The organism is Novosphingobium aerophilum (genome assembly GCF_014230305.1).
Lineage (GTDB): Bacteria > Pseudomonadota > Alphaproteobacteria > Sphingomonadales > Sphingomonadaceae > Novosphingobium > Novosphingobium aerophilum.
Genome location: NZ_JACLAU010000047.1, coordinates 1 through 23,100, shown reverse-complemented (window position 1 = coordinate 23,100; position 23,100 = coordinate 1). Strand labels below are relative to the sequence as shown.

The following is a 23,100-nucleotide window of genomic DNA, read 5'->3' as shown; positions in this document are numbered from 1 at the left end:
CCTTGCTTGACCTCGGCTGTGCAACCAGTCCGATACATCGGCCTCCTGCCCGCATCGGCCGGGATGCGCATCCCGGCCGATGCAACCAATAAAGCACATCTCGTCCACACAAGCCCGGGACGACGATGATCTTTTTCGGGTCAGCACCGGCTTGGCCGTCCCCGTCCCCGTGCGCCCAATAGCAGCTCCCCACCCGACCCTGCCGTTCATCCCGGCACGGAACGCGGCCCCGCGCCCTAGTCGACCCGGGGCAGGCGCGCCGCCTCGATCGCCGGATAGAAGTGCGAGACGCTGCGCTGCAGTTCATAGCGCGCTGCGGCCAGCCCGGCGAAGCGCTCGGGGATCGGCTGTTCGCCCGCCTCGACCATGTCGAGCCCGTTCGCGGCGGCTGCGTTGAGGGCCTGCTCGAGCCAGTCGAGCCAGTCGCGGGTCTGGGGGATCGCCACCCCGGCGCGGTCGGCCGGGCCATGGCCGGGCAGCAGCACGCGGTGCGGCAATGCGGCGAGGGTGTCGAGCGCGGCGCGCCAGCGGGCCAGATCGGCGTGCGGGGTGGCCGGGGCCCGATCGTGGAACACCAGATCGCCGGTGATCAGCGTGCCGGTGCGGGAATCGAGCACGGCCAGATCGCCGCCGCTGTGCCCCGACAGGGCGAGGAGCTGCAAGGTGCGCCCGCCCACCTCCAGCGGACCGGGCTCGAGCCGCCGGGTCGGCACCACCAGTTGGGTGCCGCGCATCCAGTCGGCCAGCATGCGGAACATGGCATCGGTCATGCCCGGCCCGTCGCGGGCGATGTCCGCCATGGTCCCCGGCAGCGCGGCGACCGTGGCCGGATCGAAGGCCCCGGCGCCCAGATCGTGATCGGGATGAAGGTGGCTGATCAGCACCAGCGCCGGATCGCGCCGGGTCAGGTTGCGCGCCATGTGCCGCAGCGCCTGACCATAGGCGAGCGAGGGGCCGCAATCGAACAGCACCGGACCGGCGGCGGTGGCGATGATCGCGCAGTTGGCGATGGCCCCGCCGTTGGCGAAGGCTATCTGGGCATTGGTGCCGCGCACCAGCCAGATCCCCTCGGCCACCGGCTCGGGCCCCAGGGTGTAGCGTCCGGCGAAGGTTTCACCGTGCAGGGCGGTGGCCGCCAGCCCGACCCCGCCGGCGATCCCGCCCAGCACCTGGCGGCGACGGAGCCCGGTCACGGCCGTTGCGGTCCGGCGACGTGGCCGGTGAACTCCCGCCCGTTGCTGTCGCGCAGCCGCAAGGTCACCGCACCGGTTCCTGCGGGCAGGAGCAGCGAAAAGGCCGGGTCCTCGGCCACCGAGCCCCAGACCATGATCGTCGCCAGATCGCGCGGACCGGACGCCACGCGGATCGTCTCGATGTTGTAGGCCGGAATGTTCTCGACCAGACCGGTGTCCATCGGATGGCGCACGGTGAAGCGCAGGCGCGGCCCCGCCGTCGAGGAATACATCGCCCCGCGCAGCTCGCCCAGGTGCTGCGCCCAGTCCCCCTTGGCCCGGCTGACCGGCGGGGCCGAGCAGCCCCCGCCCGCGGCATCGACCCAGACCCCGCTGACATGCCACTTGCCATCGGCGGCGAGGACGGCGGCGCGCACCGGGGTGCGCTGGTCCAGCTTGATCCGCAACGACAGCCAGGGGGCCGCGCCCGACGGCGCGAAATCGACCGCGACCGGGATCGGGTTGAGATCGGCCAGGATGACGATCCGCCGCACCTCGCCCAGGGCCCGGGCATCGACCGTGACGGGGAAGACGTGCTGGTTCTCGGCGATCTGTGGCACATCGACGCGGACGGCCTTGTCGAACACGACAGGGGCATTCGCGAACAGCCGGGCGGCATGCATGTCCCACATCGGCGAGTGCAACGGATCGGGGACACCCGCCCGCGCCGCGCCCGCCGCGGCAAGGGCCACGACAAGGGCCACGAGGGCGATCAGGATGCGCGATGCGGCTTGCGGCACGGCCATACCAAAGCACCATAGCGCGGATGCCGCGCGCGACCTATTGATCCTTGGAATGAGACGGCGCGATCTGATGCTGCAGGCGGCGGCCGCCGGGCTGGCCCTTGGCGCCGGCCGACGGGCCTGGGGTCAGGATTCTGCCGAGGCCCTGTTCGATGCGGCGGGCTATCGCCGCACCCGCTATCGCGCGCCGGTCGACCGGGACCCCGCGCCCGCGGGAATCCTGCCGCTCGCCCGCGCCCTGCGGCTGCGCCCCGGGCGCGATTCGCTGTTCATCGACGTGCTTCCCGCAGACGGCGCGCGGCGCGATCCCGGGACGGGCGTGTGGGATGGCGTCCCCCCGCACCAGACCATCCCGGGCGCGCTCTGGCTGCCCGAGACCGGACGCGCGATCCCCGACCCCGCGCTGTGGGGCGGGCTGATCGAGACGATCGGCGCGGCCCGCCGAGCCCACCCCCGCTGGCCGATCGTGCTGTTCTGCCGCGCCGACTGCTGGATGAGCTGGAACGCGGCGCGCCGGCTGGCCCTCGGCGGCGTGACGGGCGTGTGGTGGCAGCCGGAGGGCATAGACGGGTGGCACGACGCCGGACGACCGTTGGCGGCATCCCTCCCCCAGGTTGTCGTGCCGCACGACTGATCGTGACGATCGGCCGGGTCAGCGCCCCGCCCGCCCCCCCGCCCGACTCCCCGTTCCGCCCCCCATCCGACCCAAGGTATAATTGGCGAGACCCCCACCCGCGCGCAGTGTCCGCCCCAGCCGATTCCGCACGCCCTGCGGGAGCAAGGTCCGGGAACAGGGCGGGACCACCAAGGAGAGAGCAATGCTGCAACAGGCCATGAGCAAATTCTCGGGAACGTCGCTGTTCCGCGCGCGGTACGACAACTTCATCGGCGGGCGCTGGGTCGCTCCGGTGAAGGGCCAGTACTTCGACAACATCTCGCCGATCACCGGCAAGCCGGTCTGCCAGGTCGCCCGCGGCACCGCCGAGGACATCGAGCTGGCGCTCGACGCCGCGCACCGGGCCAAGGAAGGCTGGGGCAAGGCCTCGCCGACCGAACGGTCGAACGTGCTGCTGCGCATCGCCGACCGGATGGAGGCCAACCTCGACCTGCTGGCGCTGGCCGAGACGATCGACAACGGCAAGCCGATCCGCGAGACCACTGCGGCCGACATGCCGCTGGCCGTCGACCACTTCCGCTATTTCGCCGCCTGCGTGCGCGCCCAGGAAGGCTCGATCGCCGAGATCGACCATGACACGATGGCCTACCACTTCCACGAGCCGCTGGGCGTGGTCGGGCAGATCATCCCGTGGAACTTCCCGGTGCTGATGGCCGCGTGGAAGCTGGCCCCGGCCATTGCCGCCGGCAACTGCGTGGTGCTCAAGCCCGCCGAGCAGACCCCGATGTCGATCATGGTCCTGGCCGAGCTGATCGCCGACCTGCTGCCCGACGGCGTGCTCAACATCGTCAACGGCTTCGGCATCGAGGCGGGCAAGCCGCTCGCCACGAGCCCGCGGATCAGCAAGATCGCCTTCACCGGCGAGACCACCACCGGCCGGCTGATCATGCAGTACGCCAGCGAGAACCTGATCCCGGTCACGCTCGAGCTCGGCGGCAAGAGCCCCAACATCTTCTTCGCCGACGTGATGGCCGAGGATGACGATTTCCTCGACAAGGCGCTGGAAGGCTTCGCCATGTTCGCGCTGAACCAGGGCGAGGTCTGCACCTGCCCGAGCCGCGCGCTGGTGCACGAATCGATCTATGACCGGTTCATGGAAAAGGCGATCAAGCGCGTCCAGGCGATCCGCATGGGCAGCCCGCTCGATCCGGCGACGATGATCGGCGCCCAGGCCTCGAACGACCAGCTCGAGAAGATCCTGTCCTACATCGACATCGGCCGCGGCGAAGGCGCCAAGGTGCTGACCGGCGGCGCGCGGCAGGTCCACGAGGGCGAGCTGGCCGAGGGCTACTATGTCCAGCCGACCGTGCTCGAAGGGCACAACAAGATGCGCGTCTTCCAGGAGGAAATCTTCGGCCCGGTCCTGGCGGTCACCACCTTCAAGACCGACGAGGAAGCCCTGAGCATCGCCAACGACACCCTCTACGGCCTGGGCGCCGGGGTGTGGAGCCGCAGCGCCAACACCTGCTACCGCTTCGGCCGCGCGATCCAGGCCGGCCGCGTCTGGACCAACTGCTACCACGCCTACCCGGCCCACGCGGCCTTCGGCGGCTACAAGCAGTCGGGCATCGGGCGCGAGACCCACAAGATGATGCTCGATCACTACCAGCAGACCAAGAACCTGCTGGTCAGTTACAGCCCGAAGGCGCTGGGCTTCTTCTGATCGACAGGGCACAAGGGTGGGCCGCCTTCTCCGGAAGGCGGCCCTTCCGCCATTCGGGCCAGCCGGTTCCTGGCGGCCCGTTCCGCTTCGGGGAGAGAACAGATGACATCGACTGACGAACAGCCCGTCGTGGTGAACGTGCTCTATGGCGAGCCCAGTGATCCCGCCGCCTTCGAAGCCTATTACGCCGAAACGCACCTGCCGCTGGTCGACCGGATCGCCGGGCTTGACCGGGCCGTGCTGATCAAGGGCCTGCCCGGCCCCGATGGCAGCAAGCCGGCCTACTACCGCATCGCCCAACTGTTCTATCGCAGCGCAGCGCAAATGGCACAGGCCATGGGATCGCCCGAAGGTCAGGCCGCCGCGGCCGATCTGGCGAACTTCGCCGATGGGGGGGTCACCATCATGGTCGGCGAGGTGCGCTGAGCTTGGCCCGGCCGAACGGCAGGACGGCATGAACCCACCCCCGCGCATCCTCGCCACCCCGGCCGCCGAGGCGCTGATCGCCCGGCTGGTCGCGGCACATGGCCCGCTGATGTTCCACCAGTCGGGCGGATGCTGCGACGGGTCCGCCCCGATGTGCTTCGTCCGCGGCGAGTTCCGCGTTGGCGGGCGGGACGTGCTGCTGGGCCATGTGGCGGGGGATACCCCGGTGTGGATCGGCGCCGCCCAGTTCGAATACTGGCGGCATACCCAGATCACCCTGGATGTCGTGCCGGGGCGCGGCGCAGGGATGAGCCTGGAAGCCCCCGAGGGCCTGCGCTTCATCGTGCGGAGCCGGGTGTTCAGCGATGCCGAGGCCGAGGCCCTGGCGGCGGCCGGCGAACCCTTGCATGGCGATGCGGCCGATCATGACGGAAAACGATTGGAACCCTTGTAACAGTTGCGATAGTCTTCGCCCGGGCGTGGGATGCAGAGCCGGTCTCGAGGCCGGCCGATGGAGGAGAGGTTGGCGCAAACCGGCTTGGCCGATGATCTGGCCGTCGTGACGTCGCACCGCAGCGATCCGGCCGCCGCCGTGGCCGAAGTGGTCGCCGGAGTGGGCCGCCGCACTCTGGCCGGTGGCCTCATGTTCTGCTCGCACCGCTATCCCCGTGAGCCGCTGGCGCGCGCGCTGGCCGGCCGGTTCGGAGGGATTCCGCTGATCGGCTGCACCAGTGCGGGGGAACTGAGCCAGCGCGGCTATGATGAGGACAGCCTGGTTTTCATCGGCTTCCCCGCCGCCGATTTCCGCATGGCGCTGCACTGCTTCGACGATCTCGACCGCTTCGATCCCGTGATCGGGCGCGAGGCCATCCGCCAGCTCGCCACGGGCCTCGCCGAGGTGGAGCTGGAGGGCGGATTCGCTCCGCGCCCCAGCCGCGCGGCGATCTTCCTGGTCGACGGCCTGTCGCACCGCGAAGAGCTGCTGGCGATGACCGTGCAGGAAGCCCTCGGCGAAACCCCGCTGGTCGGGGGCTCGTCGGGTGATGGCATGCGCTTCCACGAGACCGGCATCCTGGTGGGCGACCGTTTCCTGCGCGATGCGGCCGTGGTCGCATTGTTGTCCAGCCGCCGTCCGATGCAGGCCTTCACCGCCAACCACTACCTGCCCGGCGCGGAAAAGATGGTGGTGACCGCCGCCGATCCCGCCGCGCGGGTGGTCCACCAGATCAACGCCCGACCCGCCGCCGACGAATACCTGCGCCTGGCCGGGCGCACCGGCGAGCAGCTCGATGCCGCCTTTTTCGCGGCGCACCCGCCGATGGTCCGCGCGGGGGGCGGCTATCACGTCCGCTCGATCCAGTCGGTCAATCCCGACGGCAGCCTGACGTTCTACTGCGCGATCGACAACGGCATCGTGCTGAGCATCGGCGAGCCGGTCGACCGGGTCAGCCAACTGGAGCGCCTGTTCGACGGGATCGAGGCCGGGCTCGGCGGGATCGATCACGTCATCGGGTTCGATTGCGTGCTCAACCGGATCGACGCCGAGCGGCGGCAGTTGCAGCGCGCCGTGTCCGATCTTTACGCCCGGCGCGGGGTGGTCGGCTTCAACACCTATGGCGAACAGTTCCGCGCCGCCCACATCAACCAGACCCTGAGCGGCCTGGCGATCGGCCGATGACCGATCGGGCGATGACCGATCGGGCGGGCGATTCCGCGACGGACCGTGGCCGCATCGCCATGCTCGAGGCGCGGATCGCCCAGCTCGAGACGATCAACGCCGCCCTGATCGACCGGGTCGAGCGCGCCAGCGATGTCCAGGGCGGGGCCTTCTCGATGTTCGAGACGGCGATCTCGCTGGAAACCCTGGTGCGTGAACGCACCGCCGCGCTGGAAGACGTGCTCGCCCGCCTGTCGCAGGCCAATGCCAAGCTGGGCGTGGCCCACCGCGATGCGGAAGAGGCGCGCACCCGGCTGCGCGATGCGATCGAATCGCTCGATGACGGCTTTGCCCTGTTCGACAGCCAGGACCGGCTGATCATGTGCAACGCGGCTTACCGCCGGTTCTGGCCCGAAGTGGCCGAGCTGCCGGCGGAAGCGCCCTTCTCCGAGGTGGCCCGGGTCGTCGCCGAAGGCCAGCGGACAATCGGCGCACTCGCCTCGCCCGAGCGCTGGATGGCCGAGCGGGTGGCGCGACATGCCACGGCCGATGGCGTCCATGTCCAGGCGCTGACCGACGGCCGCTGGCTGCAGATCAACGAGATCCGCACCTCCGAAGGCGGGACGGTGGGGATCTACACCGACATCACCGAAGTGAAGGCCGAGGACGCGCGCGAACGGACGCGCGAGCTGGCCGAACGCAACCTGGCGCTGCAGGCCACGCTCGACACGCTGTCGGAAGGGGTCTGCCTCTACGACCAGAGCCACAACCTGGTGGTCTCGAATGGCGGGCTCGAGCGGATTCTCTGCCTGCCCCCGGGTGACCGGCGCGAGATCGCCACCCAGGTCGGCCTGCTCGCCCACTGCCAGCGGCTCGGGCTGGAAGACCCCGAGGTGCTCGACTGGCGCCAGGCCCCCGGCGTGCGGCGGCGCGCCCGGGCGCGGCTGGGCAACCGCGTGGTCGAAATCCGCAGCACGCCGATCCTGCCAGCGGGCATGGCCTACAGCTTCGACGACATCACCGACCGCCTCCGCTACGAGGCCGAGCTGCGCGAGGCCGCCGAGACGCTCGAACGCCGTGTGGCCGAACGCACCACCGAGCTCGAGACCGAAGTGGCGGAACGCCGTGCGGTCGAGGTCCAGCTGCTCGCCGCCAAGACCGCGGCCGAGCACGCCAACCGCTCCAAGACGAGCTTCCTCGCCGCGGCCAGCCACGATCTGCTCCAGCCGCTCAACGCGGCGCGGCTGTTCGTCGCGGCGCTCAGCGAACGCCGCCTGGCCCTGCCCACCCGCGCGCTGGTGCGGCAGACCGGGGTGGCGCTCGATTCGGTCGAGGAGCTTCTCGAGGCCCTGTTCGAGATCTCGCGGCTCGATGCCGGGGCGGTGCAGCCCGACATCACCGTGTTCGAGCTCGACCGGATGATCGGCGCGCTGCGCATCGAATTCGCCGCCCAGGCGAAGCAGGCGGGCCTTGCGCTCGACATTCCCGACACGGGGCTCTGGGTCCGCTCGGACTTCCGCATGCTGCGCCGCGTGCTGCAGAACTTCCTGTCGAACGCGCTGCGCTACACCACGGCCGGACGGGTCTCGGTGGCGGTCACCTGCGAGGACGATGAGGTGCGCATCGCGGTGCGCGACACCGGGCGCGGGATCGATCCGGAGAACTTCGAGGCGATCTTCGAGGAGTTCCGCCGCATCGCCCATCACAAGGGCCCGGCCGGCAAGGGCCTGGGTCTCGCCGTGGTGCGGCGCGCCTGCCAGATGCTCGACCACCGCGTGGAGGTGGCATCCGAACCGGGCCGGGGATCGGAGTTCGCGGTGCGGGTGCCGCTCGCCGAGGCCGGCCAGATCGAAACCGTGCCCTCCGGTGCGCGCGGCCGGACCAGCAGCGAGGATGCCGGCGGCACCGTGCTGATCATCGACAACGAGGATGCCATCCTGCACGGCATGCAGGCGCTGCTCGGCCGCTGGGGCTATACCGTGCTGACCGCACCGAGCCTCGCCGCCGCCCGCGCGCTCGACCTGCCCCGGCGGCGGCCGGCGCTGATCATCGCCGACTACCATCTGGACGACGGGCAACGGGGCGATGCGGCGATCACCGCCTTGCGTGCCGACCTGGGCGATCTGCCCGCCCTGGTCATCTCGGCCGACCGCAGCGACGAGGTCAAGGCGAGCCTCGCCGCGCAAGGCATCCCGATGCTGCACAAGCCGATCAAGCCCGGCCAGCTGCGCGCGCTGATGCGGACCATGCTGGGGCGCGGGTGGACGGCGACGAAGGGGGAGAGCGTGGCGGCGGAGTGAGGGGGGCGCTCAGCGTCACCGCAGCAATGGCTCGTCCAGCAGCCTGCGAAAATCCAGGCGGGCATGGGCGACGACCAGATCCATCACCACTGCGGGATCAACCCTCGTAGCAGGACAGTGCACTGCCCTTGCCGGACGGCCCGATGCCGACCGTTACGCCCATCACACCGCTATCGCGATAGGCGCGACCCGCCGCCGGAATGCGGAACCCGGCCGCGTTGGCCGCACGCCGCAGGTCGTCCGGTGGCGCATCGAACACGAGTTCGAACCCGCCTTCGCTTTCGGGCCAGTTGACCAGCACCAGCGAGCGTAGTGGCAAGCCCCGCCAAGTGCCGCGAACCGGGATGGTCACCCGGTATTCGTCTCCTGCACGGAAAAGCCGCGGAGCACCGAACTGGCCGCGATACCGCCCTGGTACTTGCAGGGGCATGAGGCGGGGGCGATAGGTTTCGCCGCCGGGGCTACCATCGGTCACTTCGTCCCAGCGGACGAGAGTCCGCAGCAGTCGGCCGAAGGCTGGTCCCGGAGTACAGCGATAGGCGTTGTCAAAGGTGAAGAACCCGTCCAGCGCGACTCTTCCAGACGCGGCAACTGCCGCCGTGGCCGTGCAGGCCAGGACCAAAGCTGCGCCGTAGCGCAACCGGCCTATCGCCCCCATGGCTCCGGCCACGAGGCCGAAAGCCCCGGCTGCGCTCAACTGAACCCCGCCCGGTTCGCCAGGATCACCGCATGGGTGCGCGAATAGGCGTGGAGCTTCTGCAGGATCGCCGAGACGTGGGCCTTGACCGTGGTCATCGAGACATTGAGTTCGTAGGCGATCTGCTTGTTGAGCTTGCCGTTGACCAGGTGGCGCAGGACCACGGTCTGCTGCGGGGTCAGCGTGTCGATCCGCGCCAGGGTGAGGGAGGCTTCGCGGCTGGCGTCGTCCTCCTCGCCGAGGAATTCGGGGATGTAGATCTCGCCCTCCAGCACCTGCCGCAGGGCTTCGACGATCTCGTTGCGCTTGAGCGACTTGGGGACGAACCCGGCGGCGCCGGCGGCCAGCGCCTCGCGCACGGTGATGCGGTCGAGCTGGCCCGAGACCATGACCACCGGAACGCTGGGGAAGTTGTCGCGCAGCTCGGTCAGGCCGGAAAAGCGCGTCACGTCGGGAATGTTGAGATCGAGCAGGACCATGTCGACCTCGTCGCCGCGCGACAGGGCATCGACCGCCTCGGTGAGAGCCCCGGCCTCGAGGATCTCGCATTCGGGAAAACTGATCTCGAGCAGGCTGCGCATGCCGTCCCGGACCAGCGAATGGTCGTCGACGATCAGCACCCGTTCCATCTCGATATTCATTCCCGTGGCTGCTCCGGTCAGCTTAGCATGGATGGCCTCAGGGGCAATCCGTGGTGAAGGCGGCGGCGAGGGGGGAAGGACCGGCCCTCCCCCCGGCCTGGGCCATCAGTTCTTGGGCAGCTTGAACACCCAGAGCGAACCGCCCTGGCTGATCTCCTTGAAGGTCTTGGCGACCTCGCCACCCCACAGCGGCACGGCGCCGCCCCAGCCCGACATCACGGCGACATACTGTTCGCCGTCCTGCTGCCAGGTCACCGGCGAGCCGACCACGCCGGAGCCGGTCTGGAACTTCCACAGCTCCTGCCCGGTCTTGGCATCGAAGGCCTTGAGATAGCCTTCGGGGGTGCCAGTGAAGACCAGGCCGCCGGCGGTGGTCAGCACGCCGCCCCACAGCGGGGCCTTGTTCTTGTATTCCCACACGATCTTGCCGGTGGTCGGATCCATCGCGCGCAGCGCGCCGATGTGGTCCTCGGCAATCGGCTTGATGGTGAAGCCGGCGCCGAGATAGGCCGCGCCCTTCTTGTAGGCGATCGGTTCGTTCCAGATGTCCATGCCCCAGTCGTTCGACGGGAAGTAGAACAGCCCGGTCTGCTGCGAATAGGCCATCGGCATCCAGTTCTTGCCGCCGAGGAAGCTGGGCGAGGAGAACACGACCTTGCCCTTCTCCGCCCCGACCGGCGCGCCCGGACGGTTGTCGTCATTGTAGTTCGGCCGCCCGGTCTTGGGGTTGAACCCGTTGGCCCAGGTGGTCTGCATCACGAACTTGCTGGCGCTGACGAACTTGCCGTTGGTCCGGTCGAGCACGAAGAAGTAGCCGTTGCGGTCCGCCTTGGCGCCCAGCTTCATCGGCTTGCCGCCCACGGTGGCGTCGAACGGGATGAACTCGTTCACGCCGTCGAAGTCCCAGCCGTCATGCGGGGTGGTCTGGAAGTGCCACTTGATCACGCCGGTGTCGGCATCGATCGCCAGGGTCGAGCTGGTGTAGAGGTTGTCGCCCGGACGCAAGTGGCTGTTCCACGGGCCGGGGTTGCCGGTGCCCATGAAGATCAGGTTGCTTTCGGGATCATAGGTGCCGCCCAGCCAGGTGGCGCCGCCGCCGGTCTTCCACAGGTCGCCGGTCCAGGTGGCGTTGAGCTTGCCGGTCATGCCGTTGGGCTGGCCGCGCAGGGTGCCGACATGGCCTTCGATGGTCGGGCGTTCCCAGATCAGCTCGCCGGTGTTGACGTCGCGCGCCTGGACCGAGCCGACGATGCCGAATTCGCCGCCCGAGTTGCCATAGATCACCATGTCCTTGACGATCATCGGCGCGGCCGTGGCCGAATAGCCCGCCTGGTAGTCCGCGATCGCCTTGTTCCAGATCACCTTGCCGGTGTGGCGGTTGAGCGCGATCAGGTGCGCGTCGAGCGTGGCGAAGATGATCTTGTCGCCATGGATCGCGGCGCCGCGGTTGACCACGTCGCAGCAGGGCATGATGCCGTCGGGCAGGCGGGCGTTGTATTCCCACTTCTTCTCGCCGGTGCGCGCATCGAAGGCGAACAGGCGCGAGTACGAGCCGGTGACGTAGATCGTGCCGTCATAGACGATCGGCTGCGATTCCTGGCCGCGCTGCTTCTCGCCGCCCAGCGACGAGGCGAAGGCCGGGACGAGGTTCTTGACCGTGCTGGTGTTGACCTGGGTCAGTGTCGAATAGCGCTGGCCCCACGGACCCATGCCGTTGGTCAGGACCGCGCTGGTGTTGGTCGCGCTGGCGGCGATGTCCGCGCTGGTCGGTCCGTCGGCCAGGGCCGGAACCGCCGCGACCAGGGCCGCCGAAGCCAGAGCAGATGTCGCCAGACCGGCGAGGCTGCGCCTGAGAGTGCCTTTCATGTGATCCTCCTGTTATACCCGGCCCGCCCGGACCTGCCGCAGCGGGGTTGAAACCCGAAAAGGCCCCGACCCACCCACGGGCCCCCTTTCCGTTGCTTCCCCGGCGAACCTATCGGCCGGGGGGTCGCTCACAATTGCACCTTAGGCCTAGACCGTGCTGCGCCGAGGGTCGGCGCCGGTGCCCCGCTCAACCCGCCAGGGCGGCGTGCCACTCCACGCCGTAGGTCGCGAAGATGCTGGCCATTGCGCCCTTGGCGACGAGTTCGCCGACGATCGTTTCGAGCGCATCGCCCAGGGTCCGGCTGTTGTCCTTCACCGCCATGGCGACGTCCCAGCCCGGCGAGGGCAGCGCGGGGATCGGACCCTTGCGCCGTTTCAGCCCCGCCGCGGGAAAATCGTGCAGCGCCGCCTCGACCTGGGCCCGCGTGCCCATCGCCACGTCGGCCGTCCCCGTGCCCACGGCGGCCATGGCGGCATAACCGCTCTGGAAATGGCGCACGTTCGATCGCAACACCCCGCCGAAGCTGCCAAGCAGGTAAGCGTCGGACAGTGTCGCGGTTTCGGCGGCGATGCGCTTGCCCCGGAACTGCACCGGCGGCGCCTCGCAGTCCCCGCCCTCCGGCCCGCAGACCAGGCCGAAGCCCTCGCGCGTGTAAGGCGCGACGATCGCCACCTGATCGTTCTCGATCATCAGCTGGCGGTCGAACGGGACGTGCAGCATCACGTCGCAGGGCTGGAAGCCCAGCAGCCCGCCGCGCCAGACCACGTTGCGCAGATCGGCGCCGAGATCATCCCCGGCGAAGAACTCGACCACCTGCGGTTCAACCCCCAGCGCCCGGGCCAGCGCCTTGCCCAGATCGACGTCGATCCCGCGCAGCACGCCGCCCTCGGTCCAGGACCAGGGCCGGTTGTCGGCATAGACCCCGACGCGCAGGCGGCCGTCGGCCTTGACCTTGGCGAGCGGCGCCGCGGCGAGCGGGCGCGGCAACAGCGCCGCGGCGCCCGCCACCAGACCCGCCTGCAGCGCCGACCGGAGCAGCGCGCGGCGGTGCAGCGGCTCACTCATCGGTGTGCTTGGTCTCGAGCCAGGCGCGGATCGCCCAGCCGGCCTTCTGCCCCAGGACCTCGCCCATCGGCGGCATGTAGACCTTGCCCTCGCGGACCGAGCCATGCTGGTAGCGCTGGACGAACCACTCGTCGCCCGAATCGCCCAGTTCCAGCAGCCGCAGGTCCGGCGCGATCCCGCCGGAAATGGCATCCAGCCCGTGGCAGCGCGCGCAGTTCTGGCCATAGGCCGAGGCGCCGATCTCGATCGCCTTGGCATTGCCGCGATAGGGGTTGTGCTGAACCCAGGTGTCGTTGTTCGGCTGGATATCGGGCAGCGCCGAGGTGTCGACCGCCTGCGGCGTCACATTGCCGTGGGCCATGATGCGCGTCGCGCCGCTGAGGGTGAGCACACCCGCCGCAGCCAGCAGCAGCACCCGCCCGATCCTGGGGTGTCCTGTGGGGTCTGCCATCCTCGGTATCCTTCCATGGTCGCGCGGCAGCCCGAACCGGGACCGGCCGCGTGGATTCTTGTCCTGGCCGGGAAATCTACCGGTCCGCCGGGATGCCAGACATAGTACCTTGGTCGCATACCCGCCCCCGGCCGAGCGAATAGGATGCCTGCATGACCCTGCCTCTTCCCTGCCGCGCCCTGCTGGGCGGATTGCTGCTGTTCGGCACCGCGACCGCCGCACTGGCCGGGGGCACGGCCTATGTCTCGAACGAGCGCGGCAATTCGGTCACGGTGATCGACCTCGACAGCCGGACGGTCACCGCGACCTGGCCGGTCGGCAAGCGCCCGCGCGGCATCGCCCTGTCGCGCGACGGCAGCAAGGTCTACGTCGCCACCGGACTGGACAATGCCGTCGAGGTGCGCGACCGGGCCAGCGGCCGGCTGCTCGCCAGCCTCCCCGCGGGCCAGGACCCGGAACAGTTCTTTCCCTCGCGCGATGGCAAGCTGCTGTTCGTCGCCAACGAGGACGACGCCGCGGCCACGGCCATCGACCTTTCCGGGGGCCGCGTCGCCTGGCAGGTGCCGGTCGGGCGCGAGCCCGAGGGGATCACCGAAAGCCCTGACGGGCGCTGGCTGGTGGTGACCAGCGAGGACCAGCATGCGCTCGCCTGGATCGATCTCGCCACCCGGGAGGTCGCGGCCGAGACTCCGACCGAGGCACGCCCGCGCCATGTCGAGTTCACCCCGGACGGCCGCGAGCTGTGGGCCGCGGCCGAGGCCGGCGGCGTGGTCCAGGTGGTCAGCCCGCAGACGCGGCAGGTGATCGCCACGATCCCCTTCGCCCCCCCGGGGGTGGCCGCGTACAAGATCCTGCCGTGCGGGATCCGCTTCACCCCGGACGGGAGCCGCGCGGTGGTCGCGCTCGGCCGGGCGAACCACGTCGCGGTGATCGACGTGGCCAGCCGCAAGGTCCTGTCCTACCTGCCGGTCGGGGGCCGTCCCTGGCACCTGGCGCTGACCCCGGACGGGGCCACCGCGCTGGTCGCCAACGGGATGAGCGACACGGTCAGCGTGGTCGATCTGGCGAGCGGCCAGACCACGGCGACAGTGCCGGCCGGGGCCGGTCCGTGGGGCGTGGCGATCGCACCCTGACCTTACGGAATCCTTGTGGCTCAAGGCCCATTGGCCTTTGGTACAAGGACCCAAAGTCCAATTCCGGCGCCCTCCCCCCCGTCACATGATGGACGCCAGCCGGTCAGCCGGCCTGTCCATTTGGGGGAGTACCATGAGAAGGAAGAACCTGCTCGGCGGCGCCGCAGCCGCCGCCCTGGCCCTGTGCCTCAGCGCCACGAGCGCCCAGGCCGGCACGACCCAAACCCTGCTCAAGCGCCTGCATGACAAGGGTATCCTCAGCGACGAGGAATATGCCGAGCTCACGCGCGAGGAACAGGCCGCCGCCGCCGCACCGGCGCCCTCGGCCACCGCGGGCATGACCACGGCCCAGGCCGCGCTCGACGTCAGCCATATGGTCAAGCGGACCGACTCCGGCGTCGGCCTCGAGGTCGGCGGCGCAACGATCACCTTCACCGGATCGGTGAACGGCTTCTATGTGCATGACAACCCGCAGACCGCCGGCGCACGGACCGCGGTGACCGGCGGCATCGCCAATGTCGGCGGCAACGGCACCAGCGCGGTGCGCAACGGCCTGCTCCCCGGCTTCCTCAAGGTCGAGGTGACGACCAAGCAGAACGGCTGGGATGTCGGCGCGCACTTCGGCATGTATCCGGGGATCAACAGCACGGCCTGGGGCACGCTGGGCGCCAACAACGGCGGTCAGCCGACCGCGCTGGCCACCTCGGGCATCGATTTCCGCCAGACCTTCATGACCTTCGGCAAGGATGGCTTCGGGACGATCAAGATCGGCCGCGACATCGGCCTGTTCGGCTCGGACGCGATCCTCAACGATATCACCCTCCTGTCTTCGGGTGCGCCGGGGGGCAATGTCGCTCCGGGCAACACCACGCTGGGGCGGATCGGATCGGGCTATATCTACACCGACTTCCAGCCGCAGATCACCTACACCACGCCCAGCATGGCGGGGCTGCAGGCCTCGGTCGGGGTGTTCCAGCCGCTCAGCTCGCTGACCGGCGCGGCCCAGCAGAACAAGACGCCGGGCTTCCAGGGCAAGGTGACTTACGACGGCAAGCTGGGCGACGTGAGCGTGCACGGCTGGCTCTCGGGGATCACCCAGCGCCACAATGCGCTGACCGGGCTGAGCTACACCGGCCAGGGCGTTGACCTGGGCGCCAAGGTGACCGGCGGGCCGCTGACCGTGACCGGGTACTGGTACACGGCCAAGGGCCTCGGCACGACTGTGCTCAACCTGTTCGACACCGATGCTGCGGGCAATCCGCGCAAGAGCAACGGCTACTACGTCCAGGCCCTGCTGAGCCAGGGCAAGTGGGGCCTTGGCGCCTCCTACGGCGCGAGCTTCCTCAAGTTCGCCAGCGCGGCCGATGCCACGGCGAACCCCACCCTGGTGCGCCGCAATGCCAGCACGGTGGGCCAGGTCCGTTACGGCCTGACCAGCTGGGTGACCTTGATCGGCGAGTACATCCACACCCAGTCGAGGGCCCAGAACAACAACGCCGCATCCAGCGATGCGGTGGCACTGGGCGGGATCCTGTTCTTCTGACGGGATAATGCAGCCCGGCCCCTCCCCGCACGGGGGGGCCGGGCTGATGGTTCCAATCGCCGTGCCTTGCTGTATGGCCGCGTCCGCCGCTCCGGTGGAGTCGGTGTCGTGAAGTGAGCCGCCCGGCGCTTGCCGGGCGCGTTGCATGAGGCCGTCAGACATGCCCCGTTCCATCCCGCGCGCCGCCCTGCTGCTCGGCTTCTCGGCGCTGCCCGGGGCGGCGCTTGCCGCCAGCGCAGCGGAGGACGCGGGTCCGCCGGAGATCGTGGTCACCGGACGCGGGCTTGATGCCGGACCCGCCACCCCGGCCTACGGGACGACCGAGATCGGCGCCGAACGGCTGAACCAGGCCGCCTCGGGCCGGATCGAGGACGCGCTGTCCGCGATCGCCGGGTTCCAGCAGTTCCGCCGCTCGGACAGCCGATCGTCGAACCCCTCGGCCCAGGGCGTGACCCTGCGCGCGCTGGGCGGCAATGCCACCAGCCGGACCCTGGTCCTGCTCGACGGGGTGCCGATGGCCGATCCGTTCTTCGGCTACATCCCGCTGTCGGCGATCTCGCCCGAACGCCTTGCCGGGGTCCGGGTGACGCGCGGCGGCGGGTCGGGGGCGTTCGGGGCCGGGGCCGTGGCCGGGACGATCGAATTCGCCAGCGCCTCGGCCAGCCAGCTTGGCCGGTTCGGCGGCTCGGCCCTGATCGACGATCGCGGCGACAGCGAGCTGTCGGGCACCTTCGCCCCGCGCCTGGGCAGCGGCTTCGCCGTGTTGTCCGGGCGCTGGGACCGCGGCCCCGGCTTCTGGACCACCCCGGTCGAGCAGCGCGCCGCCGCCAGCGTCCGCGCACGCTATGAAAGCTGGTCGGCCGGGCTGCGCGCCGTGGCGCCGATCACCCCGGACATCGAGCTGCAGGCCCGCGTCCTGGCCTTCCGCGACAACCGCACCCTGCGCTTCGCCGGCGCCGACACCGGCACCGCGGGCGAGGACGCCAGCCTGCGGCTGGTCGGGCGGGGACGCTGGCAGTTCGACGTGCTCGGCTATGTCCAGCGCCGCGATTTCAGCAACGTGGTGGTCAGCGCCGTCACCTTCCGCCCCACGCTCAATCAGCGCGCCACGCCGTCCACCGGGGCCGGCGGCAAGCTGGAGCTGCGCCCCCCGGTCGGCGGCGGGCACCTGCTGCGCCTGGGCGGCGACTGGCGCGTCGCCACGGGCGAGACGCTGGAGACCGGGCTGACCCCCACCCTCACCTATCGCCGCGCCGGGGGCACCAATGGCGACCTGGGGGTCTTTGCCGAGGATGACTGGACGCTGGGCCCGGTCGTCCTGACCGCCGGGGCCCGCGCCGATCGCTGGTCGATCCGCAGCGGCCACGCCTCGGTCGCGCGGCCGGACGGGACCTTCACCAGCAACCTGGTCTTCGCCGATCGCAGCGGCTGGCTCGGCAGCGTTCGCGGCGGGGCTGTCGCCCAGGTGGCACCCGGGGTGAAGCTGCGCGCGGCGGGCTACACCGGGCTGCGCCAGCCGACGCTCAACGAGCTGTACCGGTCCTTCGTGGTCGCGGGCGTGACCACCAACCGCAACCCGCTGCTCAAGGCCGAGCGGCTGGCCGGGGCCGAGGCCGGGCTCGACCTGACCCCGCTGCCGGGGATCAGCCTGAGCGTGACGGCCTTTTCCAACCGCGTCCGCGATGCCATCGCCAATGTCACCAGTGCGACCGACCCGAACCAGCGGACCCGGGCCAATATCGCGGCGATCCAGGCGCGCGGGCTGGAGTTCGCCGCCCATCTCGAGCGCGGTCCGCTCGCGCTGGACGGCTCGCTGGCCCTGACCGATGCCGCCATGCGCACGCCCGGCCAGGCGCTGAACGGCAAGCGTCCGGCCCAGACTCCAAAGGTCGCCGCCGCGCTGACCGCCGCCTATCGTCCGGCAGCCGGCTGGACCACCGCGATCACGCTGCGCCACGTCGGCGCCCAGTTCGAGGACGATCTCCAGACCGACCTGCTCCCCGCCGCGACCACGCTGGACGCCTTCGCCCAGGTGCCGATCGCCGGGAGCGTGAGCCTGGTCCTGCGTGGCGAGAACCTGACCGACACCCGGATCATCACCCGCAATTCGGGGGGCACGGTCGATCTGGGCGCGCCGCGCACGGTCTGGCTGGGCCTGCGGGTCGGGATCCGCTGACAGCGGGCCGCCAACGGACATGGGAACGGGTGGGAGCGGCCCCCTTGCCGCTCCCACCCGTTCCGGCTGCTCGCCGGGTCGCCTGGCCGGGTCAGCGCAGCGTCTTGAGGTAGGCGATGATCTCGGCGCGCTTGGCCGGATCCTTCAGCCCGGGGAACGACATGATCGTGCCCGGCACCATGGCCATGGGCGCGGTGAGCCACTTGTCGAGCGTGGCATCGTCCCACTTGAGCTTGGCGTTCTTCAACGCCTGCGAGTACTTGAAGTTCGCGCGCGCCGCCTTGCCGCCATAGACCCCCCACAGATCGGGGCCGATCTTCGCCCCGGCGCCCTTGGTGGCATTGTGGCAGACGGCACAGCGCGCGAAGACCGGCGGGGGCGCGGCGGGGGCAGGCGGCGCGGCGAAGGCCGGGGCGGCCAGTCCCAGCGTGGTGAGGCCCAGCGCGGCGAGCCCGGTGGCAAGGGTCAAGGCTTTCATCGGAACTCTCCCGGATTGTCGTTCGCATCCCGGGTGCCACGCGTGCGGGCGCGGCGGAATTGCACTTTGGTCGGGTAAGGGCCGGGCGGTCGACCGGCCCCCGGTCAGGGCCGGGTGGCCCACCATTCGGCCATGAAGCCGCGCAGCTCGGTGCCGACCAGTTCGATCACGGGGCTGCCCTCGCGCCCGAGATAGGCCATGCTGCCATAGCCGTGGCGCGGTCCGGCGCCCGCGACCAGCACATGCCAGCCCTGCGCCAGCAGCGTCTCGACCGCGGCGCCCACGCTCTCGACCCAGACCCCCAGGTGCGAACGGCCGAAGGCGCGGAGCCGGTCATAGGGGGTGCCGGGCACGGACTCGACCAGTTCGATCCGCAAGGGTCCCTCGCACGAATAGGCCACCGTCAGCCGGATCTCGCCCCGCCCCTCGTCCGGGGTCCAGACCGGCAGGGGATCGAACTTGCGCACCGCGGTCCACTCCGTACCGGCCGCCGCCCCGACCCGGGCCATGGCCGCGGCCAGGTCGTCAACGATCAGGCCGTGGTGGAAGATCTCGCCAAGGCTTTCCATTCGGGCTCCCCTATCCCCTTGCCAAACCTGCCCCGCCGACCGGGGATACTCTGGCAAATGCCTGCCGTACCAACAGATTTTTGCGCCCTTGCCAGAGCCTTCGGCGCCATTTACAAGCATACATGACTGTTTTATTTTGACAACGAAAAGCCTTGCGCGGAAGAGGAATGCCATGCTGGATCTGGCGGCGGATCGGGGACACGAGCGAGACCTGGACCGGATGGCGTGGGAGCGCGACCGCACCACGCCGCCCGAAGGCTTCCCCGCACTCCCGACGATCCCCGCCGCGCGCTATGTCGATCCGGACTTCCTCGAGCTGGAACGGCAGGCGATGTGGAACAAGGCCTGGCTCTATGCCGGGCACGTCGATCAGCTGCCCGAGCCCGGATCCTGGTTCCTCACCCGCAACACCGGCACCCCGATCGTGGTCTGCCGCACCCTGTCGGGCGAGATCAAGGCGTTCTACAACACCTGCAAGCACCGCGGCGCGCCGCTGGTCAAGGAGGACCAGGGCACCTCGCGCGGGTTCGTCTGCGGCTATCACGGGTGGAGCTACACCCTCGACGGCAAGCTCACCGCGGTGCGCGACAAGCGCGACTTTCCCGATTTCGACATGGCCTGCCATTCGCTCTCGGCGGTCCGCTGCGAACGGCTCGGCTCGCTGATCTTCCTCAACGGCGATCCGCAGGCCCAGCCGCTGATCGAGCACATCGGGCCGATGGCCGCGCACCTGGAGGAGCTGCAGCTCGAGACCCTGCGTCTGGTCGACAGCCGCAGCTACGAGGTGGACTGCAACGTCAAGGTCCTGCTCGACGCCTTTCTCGAGGTCTACCACCTCAAGTCGATCCACGAGAACACGGTCGACCGCTTCCTCGATCACCGCGCGATGATCGTCACGCTCTGGCCCAACGGGCACAGCCGCATGGTCACCCCCAATCGGCGGCCCGACTGGGTCGATCCGGGGACCAAGGGCATGCCCGAGATCCCGACCGTGTCCGAATTCACCGCCACCAACAACATCTCCTACCACATCTATCCCAACTTCGTGATGCCGCCAGCCCCCACCGGGATTCCGCTGCTGCAGTTCTGGCCGCTGGGCCCGCGCCGCACCCGCGTCGTCTCCAGCTGGGTCGCGCCCGATCACGATCCGGCCAACCCCCATCCGCTGTGGGAGACCCGGATCAAGAACTGGGAGCGCATTCTCTACGAAGACCTGCAGTTCGCCCCGCAGATCCAGGAATCGGTCGAAGGCCCGGGCTTTGCCGGCATGTCGCTGAATTACCAGGAGCGCCGCATCTATCACTGGCACGAGGAGCTGGACCGCCGCATCGGGGCCGAGCATGTGCCGCCGGCGGCGCGGGTCGAGCCCGTGCTGGCGCCCTTCGTCGAGCACGGCTGAGCGGTGAGCGCGCTGGCCGGCAAGGTCGCCGTCGTCATCGGCGCGGCGAACCCCGACAACATGGCCCAGGTCATCGCCCGGCGGCTGGCGCGGGACGGGGCCCGGGTGGTGGTGGCGGGCCGCGCGCCCGCGGGGCTGGAAGCGCTGGCGGCCGAGATCGACGGCCTGGCCGTCGCGCATTGCGACATCACCTCCGAGCCCGACCTCGCCCGACTGGCGCAGGCGGCGGTCGACCGGTTCGGCGGGCTCGACATCGCGGTCAACGCCACCGGCTGGGGCCTGCTCAAGCCCTTTCTGGAGACCACCCGCGACGAGATCGAACGGATGGTCGCGCTGCAACTGACCGGGGCCATGCTGTTCTACCAGGCCATGCTGCGGGTCATGCGCGACGGGGGCTCGCTGATCCAGATCTCGTCCGCCACGGCCTCGATCATGCTGGAGGATCACGCCGCCTACATGGGGACCAAGGCCGGGGCCGATCACATCATCCGCTGCGTCGCGAACGAGTTCGGCCGGCGCGGGATCCGCGCCAATTCGGTCGCCCCGGGCTTCACCGTCACCCCGATGACCGGCAAGGCCAGCACGATCCCGGGCATGCTCGAGGCCTTTGCCCGCGAATATCCGCTCGGCCGGGTCGGCACCAGCGAGGACGTGGCCGAAGCGGTCGCCTGGCTGGCCAGCGACGCCTGCTTCATGACCGGGCAGGTGCTGCAGGTGAACGGCGGCCTGACCCTGCGCCGCAACCCGACCAATGCGGAAATCGGTGCGGCGGTGCGGGCCGCGCGGCAGGCCCCATTCCCTTCCTGAGCAATGGCCGCATCGTGACCCATCCCTTCCCCGACGATCCGGCGGTCGAGGCCCGCGATCTGCTGCGCTTCGACCGGCCCGGGCCCGACCGGTTCCGCTCGCACCCCGCACCCAGCGGCCTGCTGCGGCTCTATGGCGGCCAGATCGTCGCCCAGGCGCTGACCGCGATGCGCGAGACGGTCCCGCCCGACAAGGTCGCCCATGCCCTGCACCTGTTCTACCAGCGCCCCGGCCTGACCGACCGACCGCTCGACTTCGCGGTGGAGCGCGACACCGACGGGCGCAGCTTTGCCCAGCGCCGGGTGGCCGTGACCCAGGACGGCGCGCCGGTGGCCCACGCCATGGCCTCGTTCCAGGTGACCGAGGACAGCGCCCTGCACCAGGACGCGATGCCCCGGGTCCCCGGCCCCGAGACGCTCGAGCCGCTGGCCCGGTTCTTCACCGAGCGGTTCGCCGAGGTGCCCGAACGCCAGCGCCCGTTCTGGTGCCGCCGGCAGATGTTCGACTGGCGCCCGGTCGAACCGTTCCACCTCGGGCCGATCGAACCCCGGCCCGCCCGGCGTCATTTCTGGCTGCGGGCGCAAGTGCCCTTCCCGGACAGTCCGGAGGTTCACCAGACGCTGCTCGCCTATGCCAGCGACACCCACATCATCCAGGGCGGGCTCAGGCCGATGGGCATCGCCTGGGACGATCCCTGCCTGCAGATTTCCAGCCTCGACCACGCGATCTGGTTCCACCAGTCTTGCCGGGTCGATGACTGGCTGCTCTATGTGGTGGACTGCCCGGTGGCCTCGGGCGCGCGGGTGCTGGGCACGGGGACGTTGTTCCGCCGCGACGGAGCGCTGGTCGCCACGGTGGTGCAGCAGGGACTGGCGCGCATGCTCGACGCGCCGCGCATAGGGAAGATCTGATGACCGCTGGCCCGCTCTCCCCGCTCGGCACGCCCTGGCGCTGCTTCGAGGACCTGACCCTGGGCGAAACCCGCCGCTCGGCCTCGCGCACCGTGACCGAGGCGGAAATCGTCGCTTTCGCCCGCGACCATGACCCGCAATGGTTCCACGCCGATCCCGAGGCGGCGCGCGCCTCGGTGTTCGGGCAGGTGGTGGCGAGCGGGATCCACGTCCTGGCGCTGTGGCGGCAACTGGATCACACGATCAACAGCGACATCGATTTTGTCGCCGGGGTCGGCTTCGACCGGCTGCGCCTCAAGCGCGCGGTGCGCCCGGGCGACACGATCCACGTCACCAGCGAGATCGTCAGCCTCGAGCCTTCGCGCAGCGGCAAGCCGCGCGGCACCGCGGTCACCCACTATGCCGTGCTGCTCGACGACGGCACCGAGTGCCTGACCTTCGACAGCATCAACCTGGTCTATACGCGCGCAGGGCGGGACCGGAGTTAGGGCGCGCGATCGGATTGCGACGACCGTTTGCGCCCGGGATCGGACCTTTGCTTCCTCCCCGGTACGGGGAGCAACCGTCTAGGCGAGAGCCCATTTCTGCTTGTTGCGGATCATGGCGTTGAGGGCTGTGATGAGTTTTCGCATGATGGCGACGAGAGCGACCTTTGGGGGTTTTCCT

At 69.9% G+C, this 23,100-nt stretch carries 22 protein-coding genes and 1 pseudogene; 13 read left to right on the top strand and 10 right to left on the bottom strand.

From position 1 onward, the window contains the following. Nucleotides 1-236: 236 nt before the first annotated feature. The gene (locus H7F49_RS17260) at nt 237-1,193 is read right to left on the bottom strand and encodes a quinoprotein relay system zinc metallohydrolase 1 (RefSeq protein WP_185684812.1); all 957 of its coding nucleotides are present in this window, start codon (nt 1,191-1,193) and stop codon (nt 237-239) included. Next, a complete protein-coding gene (locus H7F49_RS17255) occupies nt 1,190-1,978 on the bottom strand; it encodes a quinoprotein dehydrogenase-associated SoxYZ-like carrier (RefSeq protein ID WP_185684811.1) in 789 nt (262 codons plus the stop codon). The genes H7F49_RS17260 and H7F49_RS17255 overlap by 4 nt, the downstream gene beginning before the upstream one ends. A gap of 49 nt (nt 1,979-2,027) precedes the next feature. Here H7F49_RS17255 and H7F49_RS17250 point away from each other — a divergent pair, with 49 nt between their 5' ends. From H7F49_RS17250 to H7F49_RS17225, 6 genes are all read left to right on the top strand, one after another. Beyond that, the gene (locus H7F49_RS17250; RefSeq protein WP_185684810.1) at nt 2,028-2,609 is read left to right on the top strand and encodes a rhodanese-like domain-containing protein; all 582 of its coding nucleotides are present in this window, start codon (nt 2,028-2,030) and stop codon (nt 2,607-2,609) included. A gap of 184 nt (nt 2,610-2,793) precedes the next feature. Further along, complete coding sequence (adh, locus tag H7F49_RS17245) at nt 2,794-4,314, top strand: aldehyde dehydrogenase (RefSeq protein ID WP_185684809.1); 1,521 nt, start codon at nt 2,794-2,796, stop codon at nt 4,312-4,314. A 102-nt stretch (nt 4,315-4,416) separates the two neighbouring features. Next, entirely contained in the window at nt 4,417-4,740 is a 324-nt protein-coding gene (locus H7F49_RS17240) for an EthD family reductase (protein WP_185684808.1), read from the top strand. A gap of 28 nt (nt 4,741-4,768) precedes the next feature. After that, nucleotides 4,769-5,194 carry a DUF779 domain-containing protein gene (locus H7F49_RS17235; protein WP_185684807.1) on the top strand — a complete coding sequence of 142 codons (426 nt, stop codon included), beginning with the start codon at nt 4,769-4,771 and terminating at the stop codon, nt 5,192-5,194. 69 nt (nt 5,195-5,263) lie between these two features. Beyond that, the gene (locus H7F49_RS17230) at nt 5,264-6,418 is read left to right on the top strand and encodes an FIST N-terminal domain-containing protein (protein ID WP_235982292.1); all 1,155 of its coding nucleotides are present in this window, start codon (nt 5,264-5,266) and stop codon (nt 6,416-6,418) included. Further along, nucleotides 6,415-8,697, top strand: coding sequence for a hybrid sensor histidine kinase/response regulator (locus H7F49_RS17225; protein ID WP_235982291.1), 2,283 nt, complete (start codon nt 6,415-6,417; stop codon nt 8,695-8,697). Before H7F49_RS17230 ends, H7F49_RS17225 begins: the two co-directional genes overlap by 4 nt. Before the next feature lie 97 nt (nt 8,698-8,794). Here the strand turns inward: H7F49_RS17225 and H7F49_RS17220 are convergent, their stop codons facing one another. From H7F49_RS17220 to pedF, 5 genes are all read right to left on the bottom strand, one after another. After that, the gene (locus H7F49_RS17220) at nt 8,795-9,394 is read right to left on the bottom strand and encodes a hypothetical protein (RefSeq protein WP_214647879.1); all 600 of its coding nucleotides are present in this window, start codon (nt 9,392-9,394) and stop codon (nt 8,795-8,797) included. Next, the gene (locus H7F49_RS17215) at nt 9,391-10,035 is read right to left on the bottom strand and encodes a response regulator transcription factor (protein ID WP_185684804.1); all 645 of its coding nucleotides are present in this window, start codon (nt 10,033-10,035) and stop codon (nt 9,391-9,393) included. Before H7F49_RS17215 ends, H7F49_RS17220 begins: the two co-directional genes overlap by 4 nt. Before the next feature lie 105 nt (nt 10,036-10,140). Further along, the gene (locus tag H7F49_RS17210) at nt 10,141-11,901 is read right to left on the bottom strand and encodes a methanol/ethanol family PQQ-dependent dehydrogenase (protein WP_185684803.1); all 1,761 of its coding nucleotides are present in this window, start codon (nt 11,899-11,901) and stop codon (nt 10,141-10,143) included. A gap of 187 nt (nt 11,902-12,088) precedes the next feature. Next, nucleotides 12,089-12,967 carry a substrate-binding periplasmic protein gene (locus H7F49_RS17205; protein ID WP_185684802.1) on the bottom strand — a complete coding sequence of 293 codons (879 nt, stop codon included), beginning with the start codon at nt 12,965-12,967 and terminating at the stop codon, nt 12,089-12,091. Next, complete coding sequence (gene pedF, locus H7F49_RS17200) at nt 12,960-13,418, bottom strand: cytochrome c-550 PedF (protein ID WP_185684801.1); 459 nt, start codon at nt 13,416-13,418, stop codon at nt 12,960-12,962. Before pedF ends, H7F49_RS17205 begins: the two co-directional genes overlap by 8 nt. Nucleotides 13,419-13,570: 152 nt before the next feature. Here pedF and H7F49_RS17195 point away from each other — a divergent pair, with 152 nt between their 5' ends. From H7F49_RS17195 to H7F49_RS17185, 3 genes are all read left to right on the top strand, one after another. Further along, nucleotides 13,571-14,551, top strand: a complete 981-nt coding sequence (locus H7F49_RS17195) for a PQQ-dependent catabolism-associated beta-propeller protein (protein WP_185684800.1) — start codon at nt 13,571-13,573, stop codon at nt 14,549-14,551. 133 nt (nt 14,552-14,684) lie between these two features. Further along, nucleotides 14,685-16,094, top strand: coding sequence for a porin (locus H7F49_RS17190; protein WP_185684799.1), 1,410 nt, complete (start codon nt 14,685-14,687; stop codon nt 16,092-16,094). 160 nt (nt 16,095-16,254) lie between these two features. After that, nucleotides 16,255-18,270: a TonB-dependent receptor gene (locus H7F49_RS17185; RefSeq protein WP_185684798.1), complete on the top strand. Its 2,016-nt coding sequence runs from the start codon at nt 16,255-16,257 to the stop codon at nt 18,268-18,270. A gap of 91 nt (nt 18,271-18,361) precedes the next feature. On the opposite strand, the gene H7F49_RS17180 is transcribed toward H7F49_RS17185, so the two are convergent. Then, entirely contained in the window at nt 18,362-18,748 is a 387-nt protein-coding gene (locus H7F49_RS17180) for a c-type cytochrome (protein ID WP_185684797.1), read from the bottom strand. 104 nt (nt 18,749-18,852) lie between these two features. After that, on the bottom strand, nt 18,853-19,317 hold the full coding sequence (locus tag H7F49_RS17175) for a VOC family protein (RefSeq protein WP_185684796.1): 465 nt from the start codon (nt 19,315-19,317) through the stop codon (nt 18,853-18,855). A gap of 172 nt (nt 19,318-19,489) precedes the next feature. On the opposite strand from H7F49_RS17175, the gene H7F49_RS17170 reads away from it, so the two are divergent. From H7F49_RS17170 to H7F49_RS17155, 4 genes are read left to right on the top strand one after another with little or no spacing between them, the layout of a single operon-like run. Then, a complete protein-coding gene (locus H7F49_RS17170) occupies nt 19,490-20,716 on the top strand; it encodes an aromatic ring-hydroxylating oxygenase subunit alpha (protein ID WP_185684795.1) in 1,227 nt (408 codons plus the stop codon). Nucleotides 20,717-20,719: 3 nt separating this feature from the next. Continuing rightward, nucleotides 20,720-21,523, top strand: a complete 804-nt coding sequence (locus tag H7F49_RS17165; RefSeq protein ID WP_185684794.1) for an SDR family oxidoreductase — start codon at nt 20,720-20,722, stop codon at nt 21,521-21,523. A gap of 14 nt (nt 21,524-21,537) precedes the next feature. Next, the gene (locus H7F49_RS17160; protein WP_328806836.1) at nt 21,538-22,434 is read left to right on the top strand and encodes an acyl-CoA thioesterase; all 897 of its coding nucleotides are present in this window, start codon (nt 21,538-21,540) and stop codon (nt 22,432-22,434) included. After that, nucleotides 22,434-22,922, top strand: coding sequence for a MaoC/PaaZ C-terminal domain-containing protein (locus H7F49_RS17155; RefSeq protein WP_185684793.1), 489 nt, complete (start codon nt 22,434-22,436; stop codon nt 22,920-22,922). The genes H7F49_RS17160 and H7F49_RS17155 overlap by 1 nt, the downstream gene beginning before the upstream one ends. A 78-nt stretch (nt 22,923-23,000) precedes the next feature. Here H7F49_RS17155 and H7F49_RS19995 read toward each other — a convergent pair. Then, nucleotides 23,001-23,100, bottom strand: a pseudogene (locus tag H7F49_RS19995) (IS110 family transposase); the annotation flags it as partial.

Bases quoted from the DNA above. Each gene is read 5' to 3' on its own strand.
- H7F49_RS17215 (WP_185684804.1), bottom strand. From the start codon at position 10,035: ATGAATATCGAGATGGAACGGGTGCTGATCGTCGACGACCATTCGCTG.
- H7F49_RS17180 (WP_185684797.1), bottom strand. From the start codon at position 18,748: ATGAAAGCCTTGACCCTTGCCACCGGGCTCGCCGCGCTGGGCCTCACC.
- H7F49_RS17175 (WP_185684796.1), bottom strand. From the start codon at position 19,317: ATGGAAAGCCTTGGCGAGATCTTCCACCACGGCCTGATCGTTGACGAC.
- H7F49_RS17155 (WP_185684793.1), top strand. From the start codon at position 22,434: ATGACCGCTGGCCCGCTCTCCCCGCTCGGCACGCCCTGGCGCTGCTTC.
- adh (WP_185684809.1), top strand. From the start codon at position 2,794: ATGCTGCAACAGGCCATGAGCAAATTCTCGGGAACGTCGCTGTTCCGC.
- H7F49_RS17240 (WP_185684808.1), top strand. From the start codon at position 4,417: ATGACATCGACTGACGAACAGCCCGTCGTGGTGAACGTGCTCTATGGC.
- pedF (WP_185684801.1), bottom strand. From the start codon at position 13,418: ATGGCAGACCCCACAGGACACCCCAGGATCGGGCGGGTGCTGCTGCTG.
- H7F49_RS17190 (WP_185684799.1), top strand. From the start codon at position 14,685: ATGAGAAGGAAGAACCTGCTCGGCGGCGCCGCAGCCGCCGCCCTGGCC.
- H7F49_RS17170 (WP_185684795.1), top strand. From the start codon at position 19,490: ATGCTGGATCTGGCGGCGGATCGGGGACACGAGCGAGACCTGGACCGG.
- H7F49_RS17255 (WP_185684811.1), bottom strand. From the start codon at position 1,978: ATGGCCGTGCCGCAAGCCGCATCGCGCATCCTGATCGCCCTCGTGGCC.
- H7F49_RS17225 (WP_235982291.1), top strand. From the start codon at position 6,415: ATGACCGATCGGGCGATGACCGATCGGGCGGGCGATTCCGCGACGGAC.
- H7F49_RS17185 (WP_185684798.1), top strand. From the start codon at position 16,255: ATGCCCCGTTCCATCCCGCGCGCCGCCCTGCTGCTCGGCTTCTCGGCG.
- H7F49_RS17235 (WP_185684807.1), top strand. From the start codon at position 4,769: ATGAACCCACCCCCGCGCATCCTCGCCACCCCGGCCGCCGAGGCGCTG.
- H7F49_RS17250 (WP_185684810.1), top strand. From the start codon at position 2,028: ATGAGACGGCGCGATCTGATGCTGCAGGCGGCGGCCGCCGGGCTGGCC.
- H7F49_RS17210 (WP_185684803.1), bottom strand. From the start codon at position 11,901: ATGAAAGGCACTCTCAGGCGCAGCCTCGCCGGTCTGGCGACATCTGCT.
- H7F49_RS17195 (WP_185684800.1), top strand. From the start codon at position 13,571: ATGACCCTGCCTCTTCCCTGCCGCGCCCTGCTGGGCGGATTGCTGCTG.
- H7F49_RS17205 (WP_185684802.1), bottom strand. From the start codon at position 12,967: ATGAGTGAGCCGCTGCACCGCCGCGCGCTGCTCCGGTCGGCGCTGCAG.